The sequence below is a fragment of the Pseudoalteromonas sp. S1650 genome, from assembly GCF_005887195.1.
Taxonomy (GTDB): domain Bacteria; phylum Pseudomonadota; class Gammaproteobacteria; order Enterobacterales; family Alteromonadaceae; genus Pseudoalteromonas; species Pseudoalteromonas simplex.
This window is the reverse complement of the sequence record NZ_PNDF01000081.1, coordinates 16585-36399: the sequence shown is the minus strand read 5'-3', so window position 1 is coordinate 36399 and position 19815 is coordinate 16585. Positions and strand designations below refer to the sequence as shown.

Here is a 19815-nt window from a genome sequence, read left to right as displayed (position 1 = left end):
CCTTGGTGAAGTATCGTTCAAGTCAGATAGACCTTTAACCCCTTAAAGTCCTATCCTATTGTTTTGCAACTACGGCTCATCTCATTAAGTTTCTAAGCTAGCGAGAGGAAAAAACCTGCAATTGCTGCACTCATGAGGTTAGCCATAGATCCTGCTAACACTGCTCTGAGCCCTAAGCGTGCGATATCCTTTCGCCGACTAGGCGCCATACCGCCTAATCCACCTAGTAAAATTGCTATCGATGATAAGTTAGCAAACCCACATAACGCGAATGTGACAATCGCTTGTGTGTGCGCACTTAACGTATCGCGATAATTAATAAAGTCGAGGTAAGCAACAAATTCGTTAACTACAACCTTCTGACCTATAAAACTGCCTGCGATTACTGCTTCGTCCCAAGGTACACCTAATAACCATGCAACCGGAGCGAATACGTAACCTAAAATTTCTTGTAGCGTTAATGTTGGATGATCAAACCAACCACCAATACCGCCTAATAACCCATTTAGAAGTGCAATAAGTGCTACGAAAGCCAGTAACATCGCACCTACGTTCAGTGCTAGTTGCATACCGTTTGCGGCACCTGATGCGGCAGCATCAATTACGTTTACCGGTTTTTCTTCTTGTACGTCTAAATCAGCTAAATCTTCTTTTGGTGTTTCGGTCTCTGGCACAATCATTTTTGCCATTAAGAAACCACCTGGTGCCGCCATAAAGCTGGCTGCAATTAAGTATTTAAGCTCTACACCAATTGTTACGTAACCTGCCATAACAGAACCTGCTACGGTAGCAAGGCCACCTACCATTACCGCAAATAGCTCTGACTTAGTCATGCTGGCGATAAATGGCTTAACAATCAATGGTGCTTCTGTTTGGCCAACGAAAATATTGGCGGTCGCAGAAAGCGATTCAGGGCGCGAGGTTTTCAACAGCTTTTGTAAGCCACCGCCTAGAATCTTGATTATCCAATCCATCACCCCGATGTGATACAACACAGCAACGAGTGCTGAGAAGAACACGATAACGGGCAATACTTGTATTGCAAAAATAAACCCTAAGGTATCTTGCGATGCCAGTGAGCCAAATAAGAAGCTAATTCCGTCATTGGCATAACCAATAACCGATGAGACGCCTCGCGACATACTTGCCAGTACGTTTTTGCCCACTTCGAAGAACAAGACAAAGCCACCAATTAACACTTGAAGTAAAAAGGCGATGCCTACAGTTCTTAAATTAATTGCTTTACGGTTCGTTGAAGCCGCAAAAGCAATGCCTAGTAGCACAACAATGCCTACTAAGCTCATAAATGTTGTCATACTGACTGTTTCCCGTTGTTATTGTTGCAGTAAATATTTTATTTTACTTTTAATTATATCAATGGCAACGCGATTCATACCGCCGCGTGTGACTACGAGATCAGCTTTGTGCTTAGATGGCTCAATAAACTGATAAAACATAGGTCGCACTGTCGCTTGATATTGATCAACAACGGACTGTAATGTTCTGCCACGCTGCTCCATATCTCGTTGCATACGGCGCATAAGGCAGATATCTAACGGTGTATCAATAAACACCTTAATATCAAATTCTTTTCGAAGTGCCGGATCACTCAGTAGCAAAATACCTTCAACGATAAGTACTTTTGCAGGTGCCACTCGACGCGTTTCATCGCTTCGGGTATGCATTGCATAGTCATAAGTTGGTACGTCTACTGATTTTCCAGCGCGCAATTGAAGTAAGTGCTCATGCAAAAGCTCATGCTCGAAAGCATCAGGGTGGTCGTAATTGGTTTGCGTTCGATGGTCAAACGGCAAATGCGACTGGTCTTTGTAATAAGCATCTTCTTCGATCACTGCGATCGCGCCCGGTTCAAGCTCATTGACTAATTCGTTATAAATTGTCTTGCTAAAAAGAGACTTGCCCGACGCAGATGCGCCAGCAATAGCTATAATTGTTCGTGTCACTAAAGTTCTCGCCCACACAGAAGGAAACATTGTTAGGTAGATCACAATAGCAAAAAAGACACGATTAATCTCTTTTGCTTCGCTTAGAGATGCAAATTTATAATGTTTCCGTTTTATGAAACAGGACTTATGTCCTGTACCAAAAATTCAAAGAGCATATAAAGTATTCACATATTGATAACGAGGTACCCATGGCAAGAGCACTCATCTTAATGGCAGATAGCCTAGGAATTGGCGCAGCACCTGACGCAGAAAAGTTTGGTGACGTAGGCGCAAATACCTTCGCTCATTTACTTAAAGCCTATGCAGAAGAAACTGGTGAGCACTTATCGCTTCCTAATCTTACCCGTTTAGGTTTAGCTGATGCATGCGAAGCCGCAGGTAAAGAACCTTGTTTAGTCAGTGACCGCCAAGCACCTATTGGCGCATGGGGTTACGCTAAAGAGTTATCAAGTGGTAAAGACACGCCATCAGGACACTGGGAAATGGCCGGTGTACCTGTGTTGTTTGACTGGGGTTACTTCCCCAATACACAGCCGTGCTTTCCACAAGAATTTGTTGATGAGCTAATTGCTCGCGCAGAGATTCCTGGCATTTTAGGTAACTGTTATGCCTCAGGAACGACCATTTTAGAACAGCTAGGTGAAGAACATATGCAAACCGGTATGCCGATTTGCTACACCTCAGTTGATAGCGTGTTTCAAATAGCCGCGCACGAAGAATCATTTGGACTGGAGAAACTTTATCAGGTTTGCGAAATCGCACGGGCGCTGCTTGATGAAATGAACATAGGAAGAGTGATTGCGCGGCCATTTTTGGGTTCGAGCCGTGACGATTTTGCCCGTACAGGCAATCGTCGTGACTATTCGGTGTTACCTCCGTCACCAACCTTGCTTGATAAATTATCGCAAGACGGCGGTGAAGTGATCAGTATTGGTAAAATTGCCGATATCTATGCGCACCAAGGCATCACCCAAAAACACAAAGCGCCAGGGCTAATGAACTTGCTTGAGAAAACCTCAGAAGTAATCGCAAGCGCACCTGACCATAGTTTGATTTTTACAAACTTAGTTGATTTTGATGAAAAGTACGGTCATCGCCGTAATGCAGTTGGCTATGCTAAAGCATTAAAAGAGTTTGATGATTACCTACCGACCATTTTAAATCAGCTAAATAGTGATGATGTGTTAATTGTCACGGCCGATCACGGATGTGATCCAACAGCAGCAGGCACTGACCATACACGTGAATACGTGCCAGTACTTGCATACCAACCGGGAATGACAAACACCCCGCTTGGAGAACGAGCTAGTTTTGCAGACATAGGTCAAACCCTTGCCCAGTGGTTTAATCTTCCTGCACTTGAATACGGTGATAGCTTTAACGACAAGCTATTAGCGAACAAAAAAGGAAACCAATAATGAGTACTCCTCATATCAGCGCCAATGTAGGCGAATTTGCAGAAACGGTATTAATGCCGGGTGATCCGCTTCGCGCTCAATACATTGCTGAAAACTTTTTAGATGACGCAAAACAAGTAACAGGCGTTCGTAATATGTATGGTTTTACCGGTACCTACAAAGGTAAGCCAGTGAGTATTATGGGTTCTGGGATGGGTATTCCATCAATGTCAATTTATGCCCGTGAATTGATCGTTAGTTACGGCGTTAAAAATCTAATTCGTATTGGTACCTGTGGCGGTATTGGTAGCGATATCAAAATCCGTGACGTTATCTTTGCACAAGGTGCAAGCACAGATTCAAACGTAAACCGTGCACGTGTACGTGGTTACGACTTTGCCGCAATTGCTGATTTCGGTTTACTACTTAACGGCGTAAACGCAGCAAAAGAATTAGGTATTGAAGCAAAAGTAGGTAATGTATTTACAACAGATACATTCTACCAAGCAGATAACACATTCTATCAAGAATTAGACAAGCTAGGCGTACTTGCTGTTGATATGGAAACAGCTGGCATGTACGGCGTAGCCGCTGAATACGGCGCAAAAGCGATGGCACTATTTACTGTAAGTGACCACGTAATCACTGGTGAAGCAACACCAAGTGAAGAGCGTCAAAGCACCTTTAACGAAATGGTTAAAATTGCTTTAGAATCAATTTAAATAAGTTCCTTGGTAACGTATTCACTGAAATTTGGAAACACGCCCAAAGTGAAGTGAGACTAACCTCAAAGCCGCATTTATGCGGCTTTTTTTATGACTATGTATTTATGCTCGCAACCGCCCCTTAAAACTTGAAAATTCAAGCAATTGTTGCCACTTTTAATAGAGGAACAACAATTAAGGATGTGTATGTCTAATTGGGTTGAAGCTAAAGTTAAAGATGTTAAATGGTGGACCGACTCACTATTTAGCTTAATTGTTAATGCCGATGTTGAACCATTTGTAGCAGGGCAGTTTACAAAGCTTGCTATGCAAGTGGGTGATAAACGGGTAGCACGTGCATATTCTTATGTTAATGCGCCGAATAATCCCGACCTCGAATTTTATCTGATTAATGTTAAAGACGGTCAACTTTCTCAACAACTTGCGCAATTAAAGCCGGGTGACTCAGTGACTATAGAGCGCCGCGCGACAGGCTTTTTTACCCTTGATGAAGTGCCAAGCAGTGAGCAGCTTTATATGCTGAGTACAGGTACTGCGCTTGGGCCTTTTATATCAATATTAGAGCAGGGCGAAGTGTGGCAAAAGTTTGAGCATGTTCACTTAGTGCATGGAGTTCGTTTTAATGAGGACTTAAGTTATCAAGCGCGCATTAAAGCACTACAGCAGCAGTACCCAAACCTTTACTACTCACCTGTAGTCAGCAGAGAGTCAGCCACAATCGGTTTTAATGGCCGGATCACTGACGTAATAAAAGACAGTCGCTTATTTGATGTAGTAGAGCTTCCTGTTAAACCTGACTCGACACAGTTCATGATTTGCGGTAATCCAGAAATGGTAAAAGATACCACGGCCATTTTGTTAGAGCTTGGTTTTAGCCGCAACAGACGTCGTGAGCCTGGGCAGATCACCGTTGAGCAATATTGGTAAAAAACTATGCCAAACTGTGAGAATTTGCTACCTTAACGCCTTAAATCAGGCATGATGTATTTAGGAAAAGTATGAAACCGTTATTTTTGGCAATTAGTTTATTATTCTCTTGGCAGTCATTTGCTAGTGAAGAAACCACTGAACAAGCCGAGCCTCAAACTAGCCATGAACAAAAAGCCGAAAAGAAAGACGTACCTAGTTTAGAGTTTATTGAAGAAAAGCCAGTAACAGAGCAAAAAGTAATTTCTGAATCTAAGAAAGAGGTCGCAGAAGTTGATGATAGTAAAGTACTCGGTACTCAAACGCCTACACCTGCCGAGCAACCAAAAACAGTTGAAGAAAAGCAGCAAGCAGTTGATGAGGCTGAAAAGGCCGTAAAGCAAGCAAAAGAGGCGCTAACAGCCAAGCAACAAGAAAAAGCGCGTCAGTCACGAGAATCAATCGCTGTAATTGAGCAATTAATAGCAGCATATAATGCTCGTAATATTGATGCATTTATTAAAATGTATGATGAAAACGTCGAGTTTTACACATTCCCAAATGAGTTAATGTTCACAGGGAAAGAAAAGCTTATAGCTCGTTATGGCATCATGTTTAAAAAGCTTAAATGTATAAAATCGTCTCCAATTAAACGAATTGTGCATGGAAATATTGTGATTGACCATGAGCTATCAGAGACTTGTTCACAAGACCCTAAGGTGGTTGATAAGCGAGCTGAATTTGTCACTAGTTATAAAATAGAAAATGGTAAAATAACCAAAGTGTTATTCTTCCGCTAGAAAAAGAGCAGCCCAGCTGCTCTTTTTTTATGGGTGAAAGTTAGTGGGTTCAAGCTAGCGAGTTTCGAGATATGAGGTAGCAGCGATTTTACATCGCGTCCTGGCGCCTAGGACCTAAATCCCAGCGCCTATGACGCGGGATAAACCTGCTACATGTAGGCGTGAAACTTGTTTCGCGCTATTAATCTTCATTAATTTCAGGAATTACACCGTTTAAACGGGTGATATCTTCATCACTAACGTCTGCAAAATGTTTAAAGTGAGTCGGCCAATCTTTGCAATATTCTTCAATCTCTTTAATGATGTTTTTTGCTGCTGAATTTGCTAACCCAAATCGCTTAGCCTGAGATAAAAAATTGCTTTTACTTGCATAACGGCCATCATCACCAAAGCCAAGACCATGTTGTTTTGAGTTGTTTATTGGAGTGATGTCATAGGCTGGACTTAATCGCCAATTTTTTTGTGAAAATGAATATAGGAATGCATGATTGCGAGTGTGATCATCTGTATTACCAATATACGCATTGAACACCATTCGCTTAAACAACTCTTCAGCATCACCTGCATTTTGCATTGTTTGATGCCTTATAAATTCAGCTAATTGACCATATGAGTAGTCACTTGAAAGATCACTCATAGCAACTTTGGGTTTTTGAAGTAAGCTATTCGCACTTAAAAAGTGGTGTGTTGGTAACCCATTACTAACATCAAACCGCTCAACAAGTAGCACATCACCGGTATGTGTTTTATGAATAAAGGTAGGAGCCGTTCGAATACCAAGCTGTTCCGCCATTTTCATTGCAGCATGTTCAGCTCTGACTAGATTGAATAAATCATCTTGGCGATTGAATTTTGCTAAGTAGAGTTTGTTGTCAATTTGTATAGAAGTTTTTGGTCTAGCTCCCCCCATGCTTTGGCCAAATTCAAATGCTTTCTTAGCTTCATCAGAAATTGTTTTATTCGCCAGCAAGTCATCTTTAGCTTGGTCTAGCAAGGCTAAATCAGACAAGGTGTTTTTGTTAGTTTTATGCTTTGAGGCACTTCGCGAGAGACTAAAAACAAGCGCTCCTACGCCATACCCAGACCCGGCTAATAAAAATTCTAACTCGTTTTTGGGTTTTGTAGTATGAAGCGAAAGAATTAACTTGCGCCCCCACGAGTCAGCTCCTGCATCACTCAATACGCCAAATACACCTCTGTTTGCGCTGTAACTGAAAATCCCCGATTTTAATGGCAGATGTATTGGATCTAGAGCAAAGGCATCGCTTCGGGCTAAATAGCTCTTACCATAGTTGAACTCACCGCGACCTGATTGATTATCTAATTTAAAGTAACCACAGATAACGGGTTTTTCTTCTAAACCATCTATAAAAACATAGCACTCAGAAGTCATCATTGATTTCCTGTGGTGAATTTCGTTTGCGTTGGCGAGCATTGTATCCACCTACGTCGGCCGCTAATTCATTTATTTCATCGAGAAGCGATCCCTGTAAGTTAAGTACAACCAGCGCTTCAAAAAGAATGTCACTTTTCACAACATCACCTTGCTCTAACTTTTGTACTGTCGAACGTGATACCCCAATCATTTTCGCAAATGTACTTTGCGTATAATGAAGAGTTCGGTGCTGGCGAATCAAATCTCCCAGCTTTTGTGCCATTTTTGCAGCCTGTTTAGAACGCATATTGATTACTTTTTTAATCATTAGATACTTAATGATTAGTTTAGCGGTATTTGGTTTTTTTGCAATAGAGGGGGATTAAGTTAGTGGGTTCAAGTTAGCGAGAGTAAAGTTAGCGAGTTTCGAGGTACGAGGTAGCAGCGATTTTACATCGCGTCCTGGCGCCTAGGACCTAGAACTCGCCTATGACGCGGGATAAACCCGCGGCTACATGTAGGCGTGAAACTTGTTTCGCGCGTCTGATCGTCTCTATATGTTGGGTGTCGCTCCGCTCGACCCAACCTACCTGGAAAGTGAATAGGTCGAATGCTGAGAAGAACAATCGACCTTAATAATCCCACATTTCGGCTGATATCTAATATCTGACCTCTAAAGACTAGAAACCAGCGATTTACATCTCCCAGCGCCTAAAACCTAAACCTTAGTACCTATGACGCGGGATAAACCCGCTGCTACATGGGGTTCGGCTATGCCGATTCGTTTAACAACGAATTAAAGCTGTCGTTGTCGTGTAGGCTGGCAAACGCGCTTTCGTGTAATAGCTCGTTACGTAGGTTAGGAGAATATTCAAGAGCCATACGAATATCAGCCATTGCATCGGCGTGTTTGTGTAGTAATGCATAGGCACAAGCACGTTGCCAGTATGCGTAGCCGTAGTCGCTATCAATTTCTAATGCTTGATTACAAAGCTCGATAGCCTCACCTGTTTCGTTAATTTCTAACAGAGCATCTGCTTTATAGGCAATGGCTTCTACGTCTTCTGGTTTACGTTTTAAGATCTCGTCAAAAATCTCAATCTTATTCGCAACATCGCTTTCTAAATTGGCACGCATCCATAAAGAATGAACTTCATTGGTGATTGAGATCTTTTGTTGGTTTAATAAGATTTCTTCAGATCGCTCACGTAGTTTTTCTTCGAGTACTTTTAGGCGCTCTTCATATTCTTTTGTAATCGCACTCACGCGTGTATTAACAATATCTTCTACTTTATTTTTCACATCACGTAGGGAATTCCAACCGACTAAGACCAAGATTGAAGCGGTAATGGTAATAATGAAAAACACATTATTAATGGTGTCTGTTGTATAAGTTAATGCACGGTCGGCAGTATCAAGTTGTGTATGAGCAACTTGTTTTGTCACATCTTCGCGTAGTTTTTGTTGGTCTTGGCGCACCGCTTTTAATTCATCAAGAATATAGCGCTCTAACAATGGTTTATACATAGGTTCTTGAAGCTTATCGAGTCCTTGCTGTTGCTCTGCTTCAGTTAATGCTGGGCGGTTTTGTGGCTCATTTTGAGCTGCTACAAATGGGCTAAAGCTCATTAAAAAAGTGATTAAAATTAGGGTATAACGCATAACATATTAATTTTTGGTGATTACTGAGGTAACTGTAACATGCGTGAGCACTAGGGACTAGGCAAAAAAAACCAGCTCGGGGGAGAGCTGGCCAAACTGCTTAAACAACATAAAGTCGTAAGGGGTATCAACAGGAGTTAGGTACAATATACTCATTTTTATCTGAACAACTACTTAATACTTAAAGAGTTTCTAAAAAAAGTTAATCTATATGCGATATTGAGTTTGTTCGTCTAAACTTAAAGGATACTAAAACTAAAAGGTGAGAATATGCGCCAGCAACTAGTACAACTGCTTTATGGTGTATCAATTTCGTCTGATCTCGATAGTGGAAATGTTGAATTAGCTGAACGGCTAATCCTTAATGCTGTACTCGATGGACTCGAAATCGGGCGTGCCGGCATTTGGTTACTTAATAAAGAAAATACAGCAATAGAGTGCCGTTTATTACTCGACAGAGAAAATGGTAAAGAAATTCAAATGCTAGTGCTTCCCCGGGACGCATACCCTGACTATTTCAAAGCACTTGATACGCAACGCACAATAACAGCGGTTGATGCGCATACTGATCCTGCTACCTACGAATTTAGCGAAAGCTACCTAACACCACTTAATATTGGCGCTATGCTCGATGCACCAATTCGCTATAAAGGAAAAATGATCGGTATATTTTGTTGTGAGCACATTGGTAGTGAGCGACATTGGACAGAAGATGAATGCTCATTTATAGGCGCATTAGCAGATCTATACGGCAGAGCGCTATCAGCACAAGAAAATGAACGTATAAACGCAGAGCTTGAACGCGCTAATCAGCACCTAGAGGAGCGTGTTGTTGAACGCACTCGAACGCTCGAGAAAACCTTATCTGAACTTACCGAGATGCAAGAAAAACTAATTGAAGCAGAAAAAATGGCTTCATTGGGTAATCTGGTTGCTGGAATTGCACATGAAGTTAATACGCCAATAGGTATCGCGGTGACTGCAAACAGTTCGGCAAAAGACAAACTCTCTGAAGTTGATAAGCTTATACAGTCAAATACGTTAACTAAGGCTGCGCTGATAGAGAGTATTAATCATTTAAACGAATGTTTTAAAATATCATTCACTAATTTAGAGCGAGCAGCAAAATTAATCAGCGACTTTAAACAAACGGCAGTAGATCAATCTTCACTCGATTTATTAGAAACCAACATTAAAGACTACTTAGAAAACATTCTACACAGCTTAATGCCTTTAACCCGTAGCCATAACGTCAGTGTAAATGTGAATTGTGTCGATGACTTTGAGTTGATCACAGTCCCAGGAGCTTTGAGTCAAATCATAATGAATTTGGTTAATAATAGTTGCGTTCATGGTTTTGTTGGACGCCAAGACAACCAAATAAACATATCGGTTAATATTGACGAAGCACAAGGTGTTTATTTGCTTTGCTACAAAGATAATGGCCATGGCATGGATACAGAAACTTTGCATAAAGTGTTTGAGCCCTTTTTTACTACGAAGCGCGGCTCAGGTGGAAGTGGATTAGGAATGTCAATCGTTTATAACCTTGCAACGCAAGCATTACAAGGTGAAGTGAGTGCTGCGAGTTCACCTTCTAATGGCATGACAGTTAATTTTAAACTGCCTATAAAACTCGCATAACTAATTAATATTTATACAAGTTGAGGGCTAAATAATCTGGTGACTGGGTAATAAAATTAAAAATTAATCAGTTTGCTTAGCGAGACATGATATATCGGTGCACTTGTTGTTTTTGCAAAACTGCTTTATGCGTTTTTTCGAGTATAAATAATTAATGCTTAAAGGTGTAACCAATAGCGTCAGCCAAAACAATAATGAGCTTCTAAACGTTAACCCCACAAGCGAAGCAACTACCAGCCCTGTTAACATTAAAATAGGTAAATTGGCGATAAAAAAGTTAATGCTTAATTGTCTAGCAACATCAGGATTAATTGTTTTCATAAGGGCTACTCGCAGTAAAAAGACCTTTATAAAATGGACTGTTTTGTAAAATGAATCAAATCGTATTTTTCTATCGAATCAATCGATTTAAAACCATGTTCAAGATCTAGCTTTATTTATGTAGTGCTCCTATAGTTTTAAACAACAGGAACTTTTGAGTTATTAGTTATTCAAAACCAATAGAAATCTTTATTTATGATGATGCTAAGTAAACTAGCTTTCGTCGTATTTTAAGCTTATGAGGAGCAAGCAATGAGTAATGGAAAAACGGGCCAATGCCCAGTAATGCATGGTAGTAACACTGTCACCGCTCAATCAAATACTGACTGGTGGCCAAACGCACTCAATTTCGACATTCTTCACCAACACGACAGCAAAACGAACCCTTACGGCAAAGATTTTAATTACGCTAAAGCATTCAAATCTCTTGATCTTGAAGCCGTTAAAACCGACTTAAAAAACTTAATGACCGAAAGCCAAGAATGGTGGCCAGCTGATTGGGGCCATTACGGTGGTTTAATGATCCGTATGGCGTGGCACTCAGCGGGTTCATACCGTTTAGAGGATGGACGCGGTGGCGGCGGTACAGGTAACCAACGCTTTGCACCATTAAATTCATGGCCAGACAACGCAAACTTAGACAAAGCACGTCGTTTACTTTGGCCAATTAAAAAGAAATACGGTAACAAGCTTTCTTGGGCCGATTTAATGATCCTAGCCGGTAATATGGCTTATGAGTCTATGGGTTTAAAAACCTTTGGTTTCGCGGGGGGCCGTGAAGATATCTGGCATCCTGAAAAAGACGTTTACTGGGGCGCTGAAAAAGAATGGCTAGCACCAAGTGACGAGCGTTACTCGAATATTGAAAAACCAGATACCATGGAAAACCCATTAGCAGCGGTACAAATGGGCTTAATTTACGTAAACCCAGAAGGGGTGAATGGTAACCCTGATCCACTTAAAACAGCAGAACAAGTTCGCGAAACTTTTGCCCGTATGGCAATGGATGACGAAGAAACTGCCGCACTTACAGTTGGTGGTCATACCGTGGGTAAAACCCATGGTAATGGTAGCGAAGAAAACGTTGGCCCTGAGCCAGAAGCCGCGGATGTGTTTGAACAAGGTCTTGGTTGGAACAACCACAACTCACGCGGTATTGGCCGCGATACCATGACCTCGGGCATCGAAGGCGCGTGGACTACTCATCCAACTAAGTGGGATAACGGTTATTGCTACTTATTGCTTAACTACGAATGGGAACTTAAGAAGAGCCCTGCAGGTGCGTGGCAGTGGGAACCAATCGATATTAAAGAAGAAGACAAACCAGTTGATGTTGAAGATCCATCAATTCGTTTAAACCCCATCATGACCGACGCCGATATGGCGATGAAGATGGACCCAACCTATCGTAAAATTATCGAGCGATTTAACGATGATTTTGAATACTTTAGTGATGTGTTTGCACGCGCATGGTTCAAACTGACGCACCGTGACCTAGGCCCTAAATCACGTTATTTGGGTGCCGATGTACCAAGCGAAGATCTGATCTGGCAAGATCCGATCCCTGCGGTTGATTACACATTATCTGACAGCGAAATTAGCGAACTTAAAACCAAGCTACTTAACTGTGGTGTAAGCCAAGCAGATTTAATCGCAACAGCATGGGATAGTGCGCGTACTTACCGTGGCTCAGACCATCGCGGTGGTGCAAACGGTGCTCGTATTCGTTTAGCACCGCAAAAAGATTGGCAAGGTAACGAGCCAGAGCGTTTAGCTAAAGTATTAAGCGCACTGGAATCAGTGAAAGCGGGTTTAAGCAAACCAGTAAGCCTCGCCGATTTAATTGTACTTGGTGGGTCAGCAGCGGTTGAACAAGCAGCAAAAGCAGCGGGCGTTGACATCACCGTGCCATTTGCGCCGGGTCGTGGTGATGCCACAGACGAGATGACAGATGCAGACTCGTTCGACGTACTTGAGCCAATTCATGATGGTTTCCGTAACTGGTTGAAGAAAGATTACGCGGTATCAGCAGAAGAGCTAATGTTAGAGCGTACGCAATTAATGGGCTTAACAGCACCAGAAATGACCGCTCTTGTTGGTGGCATGCGTGTACTTGGCACTAACCACGGCGGCTCTAAGCATGGCGTGTTTACAGATAATGTAGGCAAACTTAGCACCGACTTTTTCGTAAACCTAACCGATATGGCTTACACATGGAAGCCAACAAGTAAGGGTCTTTATGATATTGTTGAGCGCAGCACAGGTGCAACTAAATGGACAGCAACACGCGTTGATTTAGTGTTTGGTTCAAACTCAATCCTTCGCTCTTATGCAGAGTTTTACGCACAAGATGACAACAATGAACGTTTTGTAAAAGACTTTGTCGACGCATGGGTGAAAGTAATGAACGCCGACCGCTTCGACATTTAATTTAAAATTCCGTTAAGTACAAAGGCCACACAGTTTAACTGTGTGGCCTTTTTTATTTAGAGAAGTTAGCGAGTTACAAGGGGAAAGTGACGAGATGTAGGTGGCGTTTTAACGCCGAATAAGTAGCAGCGATTTCACATCGCGTCCTAGCGCCCAGAACTCGCTGATGACGCGGGATAAACCCGCTTCTACAAAGTAGGCGTGAAACTTGTTTCGCGCACCGCTGTAAGCTACTTTATTTCTCAATCCCAAACCAATAGCTATTTTGAAAAATACTCTCTTTTAATTCTCTTTCGCTGTAAGCATACGTACTTTGCCAAAACAGGCGGTCAAAAAGGTATTTATTACCGTCTTTAGCAAGAATTTTGAAATTAAATAATGATGAATAGGCAACTTCTTGATTTGCTAATACTTCATCTTTACAGCTAGCGTAATCAACTGCATTTGGGCACTGCGACATCATTGCAAAGCTAATGCTGTTGTCAGCTTCTAATTGCCAATAGCTACTTGGTGTAAAGTCAGCTCTATTTTCAAGGCCATATTGGTCAGCATAATAGAAGCTGCCTTTACCATCATCATTTATATACCAGTATATTTTCTGGCTACTGCTGGTATAATTTTGACGTAAGTAGCTAAATAGATGCTTATAGTCATCGAGTGTGATGCTTGAATCATCAACTACTTCTATGAACTCATACCCTAAGCGAGCTTGGCGCTGCTCTTTATTACGCTCGCGTGCCATGATCATTTTGCCATCAGGCTGAGTGAAAAATTGTAAGCTCGTTTCTAGGCCATTACCCATTACTTTAACGGTTTCGCCGTTATTGTCTAAGTTGTAATGCCATTTAAATGAGTCAGTACTTTTAGGTGTATTGAATGTGACCGTTGCTGTGTCGGCTGCAGTGATTGTAAAAAATGTGGGTACATAACGGAACGTTAAACCTTCGCCCGTATCTGAATTTTTATTATTTAAACGACCAGTATATGATTTACCTACTGTCAGCTCAGGAACTGTAACAGGGGTAAGTTTTCGAAGTGCGCTAATCGATGTTTTTTCTAGCAGAGCTTCAGCCAGTTCGGTTGATTCATTAATAATATTCTGTGCACTTTCATCTTTATAAGTTAAAACATGACGTAGTTTTAGCACTAAAAAGTCATCAAACTGAGCAATAACTTCTGCATCAATTAGATTAAGATCAAATGCGACATCTACTTCATGACCAAGGTTACTAAATTGCTTTGTGTTTTGAGTCGTAACTAATGTATCACTGTTAATTTTTAATGCTTTACCCTCTAACGTTGCCGAAAAGTCAGCATAAGTATACGACGTAGTGCTTCCTGAAGCCGTTGGAATATAGCTTGCTAGCGATACTTCAAAGTAACTTTCCTCGCCCGTTGTACTTAAATAATTAACAGAGTGGAACGAGCTTTGATCCACATCAGCGTAGTACTCAGAGCTAAACTCTGCATTTGATTTATAAAGGGTGACAACTTCGCCTTTATCGGTTGAAACATTAAATAGCTCAACACGAATAGCATCATCGCGCTTAGCCAACACTTCCATTTCAAGTAAGGCTTGTTGATTACACTCATGCAAGCAATCAATCGCTTGGGTATTTAACGCAATGACATCAGGGTTCGACCATTCAAAACGACTTAACTCACCATTTTGAGCGATTACACCTGCATCTTCGCTAGCAAATACCAACTGCACACTGCCATCGCTTGATTGCCAGTTACCTATCACTTCGTTATTGCTAAGCTCAATAGGTTGCCATGCTGCACGGTTTTCAGCGACATTTACGGTTAAAGTGTATTGATTACTTGCCTTACCGTCAGACACTTCTACAGTAAAAGAATGGTTAGCTACTTCAAATAGGCTCGGCTCAGCATTAAAAGTCACTTGATTGCTGCTGGTCGTGACACTTAGCCACTGTGGCTTATCAATAATCGTGGTTGTCACACTGTCGTTTTGCTCATCTTTAATATCAACAACTAAGTTGGCTGATTCAAGTGCTTTGGTAGAGAGTGTGAGTGATCCAGATAGAGTAGGGGCGGTATTTTTTGTCGCTTCTGCATCTGGCTTTTTGTCTGTTGATGACCCGCCACCACAGGCTGTTAGAGCCAGAGTCAGTGCCGATACGCTAAGTAGCTTATTCATTTACATCCTTTAAAATGTTGTTTTCTGTGTAAAAGAAATGCAAATTACCCAAATAAGGTAAGTCAGTCAAAGGTATTATGTAACTGAACGTAAACAAATAGGTGAGCAAACTTGCTCACCTATTTGAAGAGGGGGTTATTGCGCTTGTTGCGCGACATGATCCATATATTCGTCAAACGTTCCCTGAAAATCGATAAGCTGTTGATCTTTAATATCGATGATGCGAGTAGCTAATGACGATACAAACTCACGGTCGTGGCTCACAAAAATAAGTGTGCCTTGGTAATCTTTTAATGCGTTATTGAGTGCTTCAATGGCTTCCATATCCATATGGTTGGTTGGCTCGTCCATAATGAGCACGTTGATGTCTTGCATCATTAACTTACCAAACAATAGGCGGTTCTTTTCACCACCCGAGCAGTTACGTGCTTTTTTGTTAGCGTCGTCTGCGGTAAATAATAAACGGCCTAACATAGCACGAACCATTAAATCGTTGTGTTTAGCGGTGCGCCACTGCGACATCCAATCAAATAAAGTTAAGTCGTTATCAAAGTCTTTGCTGCTATCTTGTGGGCAATAACCAATGCTGGCATTTTCAGACCACTTAACCACACCTTCGTTACTTTGTAATTCATTCACTAGGCAGCGTAATAGGGTGGTTTTACCAACACCGTTTTCACCAATAACCGCAAGCTTAGCGCCGGCTTCTAGTAATAAGTCACCACCGCTGAACAGAGTTTCGCCATCAAAACCATGACCTAGCTTAGTAAGCTCTAATGCTTGGCGATACATCTTTTTGCCTTCGTCAAAACGAAGTGACGGGCTAATACGGCTTGATGCTTTTACTTCATCAAGCTTAATTTTATCCATGCGCTTAGCACGAGAGCTGGCTAATTTTGCTTTTGATGCATTGGCACCAAAGCGATTTACGAACTCTTGTAGCTCGTCTATTTCAGCGCTCTTCTTTGCGTTTTCAGCAAGTAGTTGTTCGCGTTGCAAGCTTGAAGCTTCGATCCACTTTTCGTAGTTACCAGGGTAAATTCGTAGCTCACCGTAATCGATATCGGCCATATGTGTACATACCGAGTTTAAGAAGTGACGGTCGTGCGAGATAATAATCATCGTACACTTACGCTGGTTAAGCTCGTTAGCTAGCCAAGTAATGGTATGAATATCAAGGTTATTGGTTGGCTCATCAAGAAGTAAAATATCAGGGTTTGCAAACAGCGCTTGTGCTAAAAGCACACGAAGCTTCCAGCCCGGCGCAACGTTTGCCATTAAGCCGTAATGAAACCCTTGCTCAATACCCGCTTGGATCAAAATTTCTTCCGCGCGGCTTTCTGCTGTGTAGCCATCCATTTCGGCAAAAATGCTTTCAAGCTCAGCGACTTTCATACCGTCTTCTTCACTCATTTCTGGTAGTGAGTAGATACGGTCGCGCTCTTGTTTAACTTTCCAAAGTTCTGCATCACCCATGATCACCGCATCAACCACAGTGTATTGCTCAAACGCAAACTGATCTTGGCTTAGCGTACCTAGCTTTAAACCCGGCGCAATCGACACATTGCCAGACGTTGGCACAAGAGCACCACTTAGAATTTTCATAAAGGTCGATTTGCCGCAGCCATTCGCGCCAATTAGGCCATAGCGGTTACCGTTACCAAATTTAGCTGAAATGTTCTCAAACAGAGGCTCTGCACCAAATTGCATGGTGATATTTGCGGTTGAAATCAACGAATTATTCCTAGAAAAATACTGACAGGGTTATGGGCGCAGCAACTGCGAAAATAAACAAGCAATAGGGTAAATAATAGGCCGCGGATTATACAGTTCAGCCCTTAATAACGCTATTAAAAAAGAGAAAGTTGCAAGGGAAAGGGTAAAGTTACGACAATGTTTGGCCAGGAATGGTTTAAGTTAGCGAATCTCAAGTTACTAGATGCGAGGTAGCAGTGATTTCACATCGCGCCCTAAAACCTAATGTTTCCCCGTAGGACTGGCTTTAGCCGGGAAATGACTAAGTTAGCGAGTTTCAAGTTACGAGGGGAAAGGTGCGAGTAACGAGATGTGAGGTAGCAGCGATTTCACATCGCGTCCTAGCGCCTAGAACTCAGATCCTAGCGCCCATGTTTCATTCGTAGGCGTGAAACTTGTTTCGCGCGTCTGAGAGTTGAAGGTTGAAAGCTCATTATTTTTGGTTCGGCACTGAAGTACCTTCTACAAGACTTCCACAAACTGAACGAATTACGAAAAAAACCTGAAAATATATAAATATAGTTAATACTTTAGGGAAATCGGGCGATAATACTAAGTAATATGACAGCAAAGGTGGATTCAATGTCTGCAGGTATTTCTTTCAATAACTTGAGCATCACAAAAAAAATACACGCCATAACATGTATTGCCATTACGGCATTCGTGATCATAGTAGTAACCAATTTTATAGCCATGAATGACAACAAGATCTCGCTCGACGAGCTGGAAAAGTCATCATATCAGGTCGTTAAACTCACTTCAGCAAACGTTGCGCTACTCGAAAAACTAGATGAGTTATACACTCAAGCGGTAACATTTGGTGAGTCAGATTTAGTTGATAGTGCAGCGCAAACGTATAAAACGATTAATGAAAATCTACAAAATATCATCAGTATCAACGACAGCTACGTGCATGCCGATACCAAAAAACAATTAGAGCTTTATGCACAAACCTCGTCAAGCATAGCAACTTCAATGATCGACGGCACCGCTGACTTTAGTAAAATTCAGCAACAAGCACAGCAAAAAACGCAGCAGTATGAGGCCGTTCTAGCTGGCTTTAAACGAGCACAAACCCGCGCAGATGATCGCTTTTTTGAACTTGTACAAGCAACCAAAGCGCGTTCAGACAACGCACTAAATTTAATGCTTGTAGTGTCTGTAGTATCACTTATTTTATTGGTTGTTACCTCAATTTGGATTGCCCGTGGAATCGGTTCATCGGCCAGCGCAGCGGCAGATAACTTACGCCTATTAGCAGACGGCAAAGGCTCTCTAAGCACACAACTTGAAGTACACGCTAAAGATGAAATCGGTCAAGTTTCGATTAACTTCAACGCGTTTATACAGCTGTTAAAAGCTGCGGTACTTGAGGTTATAGCGGTTTGTGAGCCATTAATGGAGAACTCAACACGACTTGTACAAGGCATGGAGCGTGCCGAGCGTGCCACAACTAAACAAACATCAGATGCTGAAATAGTTAAGCAATCAATGGAAGAAATGCGCCAGAGTGTCGCTGATATTTCTCATTCAGCAGCAAATGCATCACAAGCTGCGCAAACAGCCGAGCGAGAAGTTGAGCAAAGTCGAACGCAAATACAGCGTTCTGTGACAGAATCAAAAACACTAAGTGAAGAGATAAATCAAGCAGCATCAACTATTAATCAACTGGCCACTGACACCAAGAATGTGACGCAAATTTTAAACGTTATTACCTCGATTGCAGAACAAACTAACTTACTCGCGTTAAATGCTGCGATTGAAGCTGCACGTGCAGGTGAACAAGGCCGAGGCTTTGCGGTTGTAGCTGACGAAGTGCGTGAGCTTGCTTCAAGAACATCGCAGTCGACGAATGAAATCAGAGAGCTGCTTTCTACATTAACCACAGCAGCAAGCCATGCAGTAAATGCAATGAACTCAGCCCGAGATATGGCTACAAATAATGCAGAGGCCGCTGAAAATACAGGGCAATCGATTGATAAAATCTCTGAACAGATATTAGAAATTAACGGTATGAATTCGCAAATTGCCGCAGCTACCGAAGAGCAAACATCTGTTGCTAGTATGGTAGTTGATAACGTGACGAATATGCATATGTCGTTTGAAGAAACAATGGATTCATTATCGGCAGTACGTGATGTAGCGAAGAACCTTCATTACCTCTCTGATTCGTTACTCGACGCCACAGCTAAATTTAAAGTCGAGTAATTTTAGCGCATAAAAAACCAGGCATCGCCTGGTTTTTTATTAACCGTAGTCGAACTTAAAAAGTACCAACCACTTTAACTTTATCAGTTACTTTTGCTGCATCGATATAACCAATACCATCAGCATTACCTGCAACAAAGTCAATCACAGCTTGATCATTAGCTAGTTTCTCAGGTGGAGTACCTTTACCTGTAAATACCAGTTTTGACCAATAAGCATTTAGCTGGCTGCTCGATTTACCAACCACCTTATCGTTAAACTCATCGCTTACGCTGGTGCCATCTTGGTTTACTGGGTTTACTTTTGTGCCATCATCAAACGACTTTGCCTTACCAAGGTAAATCTTTTTGATCATACCTTCGTCAATAGCACTGCTATTTGCTGGGTTCACAATAACTGCAACATCAGCAAGTACAGCGTGCGAGCATAGCGTTAGTGCTGTCGCGATTAACAATTTTTTCATT

At 41.8% G+C, this 19815-nt stretch carries 15 protein-coding genes; 7 read left to right on the top strand and 8 right to left on the bottom strand.

The features are described 5' to 3' along the window. Positions 1 to 92: 92 nt before the first annotated feature. The gene (locus CWB80_RS19535) at positions 93 to 1316 is read right to left on the bottom strand and encodes a NupC/NupG family nucleoside CNT transporter (protein WP_054553401.1); all 1224 of its coding nucleotides are present in this window, start codon (positions 1314 to 1316) and stop codon (positions 93 to 95) included. A gap of 18 nt (positions 1317 to 1334) precedes the next feature. Next, on the bottom strand, positions 1335 to 1964 hold the full coding sequence (udk, locus tag CWB80_RS19530) for a uridine kinase (RefSeq protein WP_054553619.1): 630 nt from the start codon (positions 1962 to 1964) through the stop codon (positions 1335 to 1337). A gap of 191 nt (positions 1965 to 2155) precedes the next feature. On the opposite strand from udk, the gene CWB80_RS19525 reads away from it, so the two are divergent. The 4 genes from CWB80_RS19525 to CWB80_RS19510 all read left to right on the top strand — a co-directional run bounded on the left by CWB80_RS19525 (position 2156) and on the right by CWB80_RS19510 (position 5795). After that, positions 2156 to 3385, top strand: coding sequence for a phosphopentomutase (locus CWB80_RS19525; protein WP_138600145.1), 1230 nt, complete (start codon positions 2156 to 2158; stop codon positions 3383 to 3385). Further along, the gene (gene deoD, locus CWB80_RS19520) at positions 3385 to 4086 is read left to right on the top strand and encodes a purine-nucleoside phosphorylase (RefSeq protein ID WP_036972525.1); all 702 of its coding nucleotides are present in this window, start codon (positions 3385 to 3387) and stop codon (positions 4084 to 4086) included. The genes CWB80_RS19525 and deoD overlap by 1 nt, the downstream gene beginning before the upstream one ends. Positions 4087 to 4275: 189 nt before the next feature. Further along, positions 4276 to 5016, top strand: a complete 741-nt coding sequence (locus CWB80_RS19515; RefSeq protein ID WP_138600146.1) for a ferredoxin--NADP reductase — start codon at positions 4276 to 4278, stop codon at positions 5014 to 5016. A 71-nt stretch (positions 5017 to 5087) separates the two neighbouring features. Continuing rightward, positions 5088 to 5795, top strand: coding sequence for a nuclear transport factor 2 family protein (locus CWB80_RS19510; RefSeq protein ID WP_054553404.1), 708 nt, complete (start codon positions 5088 to 5090; stop codon positions 5793 to 5795). A 181-nt stretch (positions 5796 to 5976) separates the two neighbouring features. On the opposite strand, the gene CWB80_RS19505 is transcribed toward CWB80_RS19510, so the two are convergent. From CWB80_RS19505 to CWB80_RS19495, 3 genes are all read right to left on the bottom strand, one after another. After that, positions 5977 to 7188 (bottom strand): type II toxin-antitoxin system HipA family toxin, encoded by a 1212-nt coding sequence (locus CWB80_RS19505; RefSeq protein ID WP_138600156.1) that lies wholly within the window; start codon positions 7186 to 7188, stop codon positions 5977 to 5979. Continuing rightward, entirely contained in the window at positions 7178 to 7477 is a 300-nt protein-coding gene (locus tag CWB80_RS19500) for a helix-turn-helix transcriptional regulator (protein WP_138600147.1), read from the bottom strand. Before CWB80_RS19500 ends, CWB80_RS19505 begins: the two co-directional genes overlap by 11 nt. Positions 7478 to 7941: 464 nt before the next feature. Continuing rightward, the gene (locus tag CWB80_RS19495; protein ID WP_054553406.1) at positions 7942 to 8832 is read right to left on the bottom strand and encodes a tetratricopeptide repeat protein; all 891 of its coding nucleotides are present in this window, start codon (positions 8830 to 8832) and stop codon (positions 7942 to 7944) included. A 270-nt stretch (positions 8833 to 9102) separates the two neighbouring features. Here CWB80_RS19495 and CWB80_RS19490 point away from each other — a divergent pair, with 270 nt between their 5' ends. Together CWB80_RS19490 and katG are read left to right on the top strand one after the other, a co-directional pair. Continuing rightward, positions 9103 to 10476, top strand: coding sequence for a GAF domain-containing sensor histidine kinase (locus CWB80_RS19490; RefSeq protein ID WP_138600148.1), 1374 nt, complete (start codon positions 9103 to 9105; stop codon positions 10474 to 10476). A gap of 573 nt (positions 10477 to 11049) precedes the next feature. Continuing rightward, on the top strand, positions 11050 to 13227 hold the full coding sequence (gene katG / locus CWB80_RS19485; RefSeq protein ID WP_138600149.1) for a catalase/peroxidase HPI: 2178 nt from the start codon (positions 11050 to 11052) through the stop codon (positions 13225 to 13227). Between the two features lie 235 nt (positions 13228 to 13462). Here the strand turns inward: katG and CWB80_RS19480 are convergent, their stop codons facing one another. Next, positions 13463 to 15388 carry a hypothetical protein gene (locus CWB80_RS19480; protein ID WP_138600150.1) on the bottom strand — a complete coding sequence of 642 codons (1926 nt, stop codon included), beginning with the start codon at positions 15386 to 15388 and terminating at the stop codon, positions 13463 to 13465. 135 nt (positions 15389 to 15523) lie between these two features. Next, complete coding sequence (locus CWB80_RS19475) at positions 15524 to 17122, bottom strand: ABC-F family ATPase (RefSeq protein WP_138600151.1); 1599 nt, start codon at positions 17120 to 17122, stop codon at positions 15524 to 15526. Positions 17123 to 17725: 603 nt separating this feature from the next. Between CWB80_RS19475 and CWB80_RS19470 the strand changes: the two genes are divergently transcribed. Then, a complete protein-coding gene (locus CWB80_RS19470; protein ID WP_054553411.1) occupies positions 17726 to 19351 on the top strand; it encodes a methyl-accepting chemotaxis protein in 1626 nt (541 codons plus the stop codon). Between the two features lie 55 nt (positions 19352 to 19406). Here CWB80_RS19470 and CWB80_RS19465 read toward each other — a convergent pair whose 3' ends face one another. Continuing rightward, positions 19407 to 19814: a type 2 periplasmic-binding domain-containing protein gene (locus tag CWB80_RS19465; RefSeq protein ID WP_054553412.1), complete on the bottom strand. Its 408-nt coding sequence runs from the start codon at positions 19812 to 19814 to the stop codon at positions 19407 to 19409. Between the last annotated feature and the right edge of the window lies 1 nt (position 19815).

What these genes read in the sequence shown, in the direction of transcription:
- CWB80_RS19480 (WP_138600150.1), bottom strand. Translation starts at nt 15,388, where the DNA reads ATGAATAAGCTACTTAGCGTATCGGCACTGACTCTGGCTCTAACAGCC.
- CWB80_RS19535 (WP_054553401.1), bottom strand. Translation starts at nt 1,316, where the DNA reads ATGACAACATTTATGAGCTTAGTAGGCATTGTTGTGCTACTAGGCATT.
- CWB80_RS19500 (WP_138600147.1), bottom strand. Translation starts at nt 7,477, where the DNA reads ATGCGTTCTAAACAGGCTGCAAAAATGGCACAAAAGCTGGGAGATTTG.
- CWB80_RS19465 (WP_054553412.1), bottom strand. Translation starts at nt 19,814, where the DNA reads ATGAAAAAATTGTTAATCGCGACAGCACTAACGCTATGCTCGCACGCT.
- CWB80_RS19490 (WP_138600148.1), top strand. Translation starts at nt 9,103, where the DNA reads ATGCGCCAGCAACTAGTACAACTGCTTTATGGTGTATCAATTTCGTCT.
- CWB80_RS19470 (WP_054553411.1), top strand. Translation starts at nt 17,726, where the DNA reads ATGTCTGCAGGTATTTCTTTCAATAACTTGAGCATCACAAAAAAAATA.
- katG (WP_138600149.1), top strand. Translation starts at nt 11,050, where the DNA reads ATGAGTAATGGAAAAACGGGCCAATGCCCAGTAATGCATGGTAGTAAC.
- CWB80_RS19515 (WP_138600146.1), top strand. Translation starts at nt 4,276, where the DNA reads ATGTCTAATTGGGTTGAAGCTAAAGTTAAAGATGTTAAATGGTGGACC.
- CWB80_RS19525 (WP_138600145.1), top strand. Translation starts at nt 2,156, where the DNA reads ATGGCAAGAGCACTCATCTTAATGGCAGATAGCCTAGGAATTGGCGCA.
- CWB80_RS19505 (WP_138600156.1), bottom strand. Translation starts at nt 7,188, where the DNA reads ATGACTTCTGAGTGCTATGTTTTTATAGATGGTTTAGAAGAAAAACCC.
- deoD (WP_036972525.1), top strand. Translation starts at nt 3,385, where the DNA reads ATGAGTACTCCTCATATCAGCGCCAATGTAGGCGAATTTGCAGAAACG.
- CWB80_RS19495 (WP_054553406.1), bottom strand. Translation starts at nt 8,832, where the DNA reads ATGCGTTATACCCTAATTTTAATCACTTTTTTAATGAGCTTTAGCCCA.
- CWB80_RS19510 (WP_054553404.1), top strand. Translation starts at nt 5,088, where the DNA reads ATGAAACCGTTATTTTTGGCAATTAGTTTATTATTCTCTTGGCAGTCA.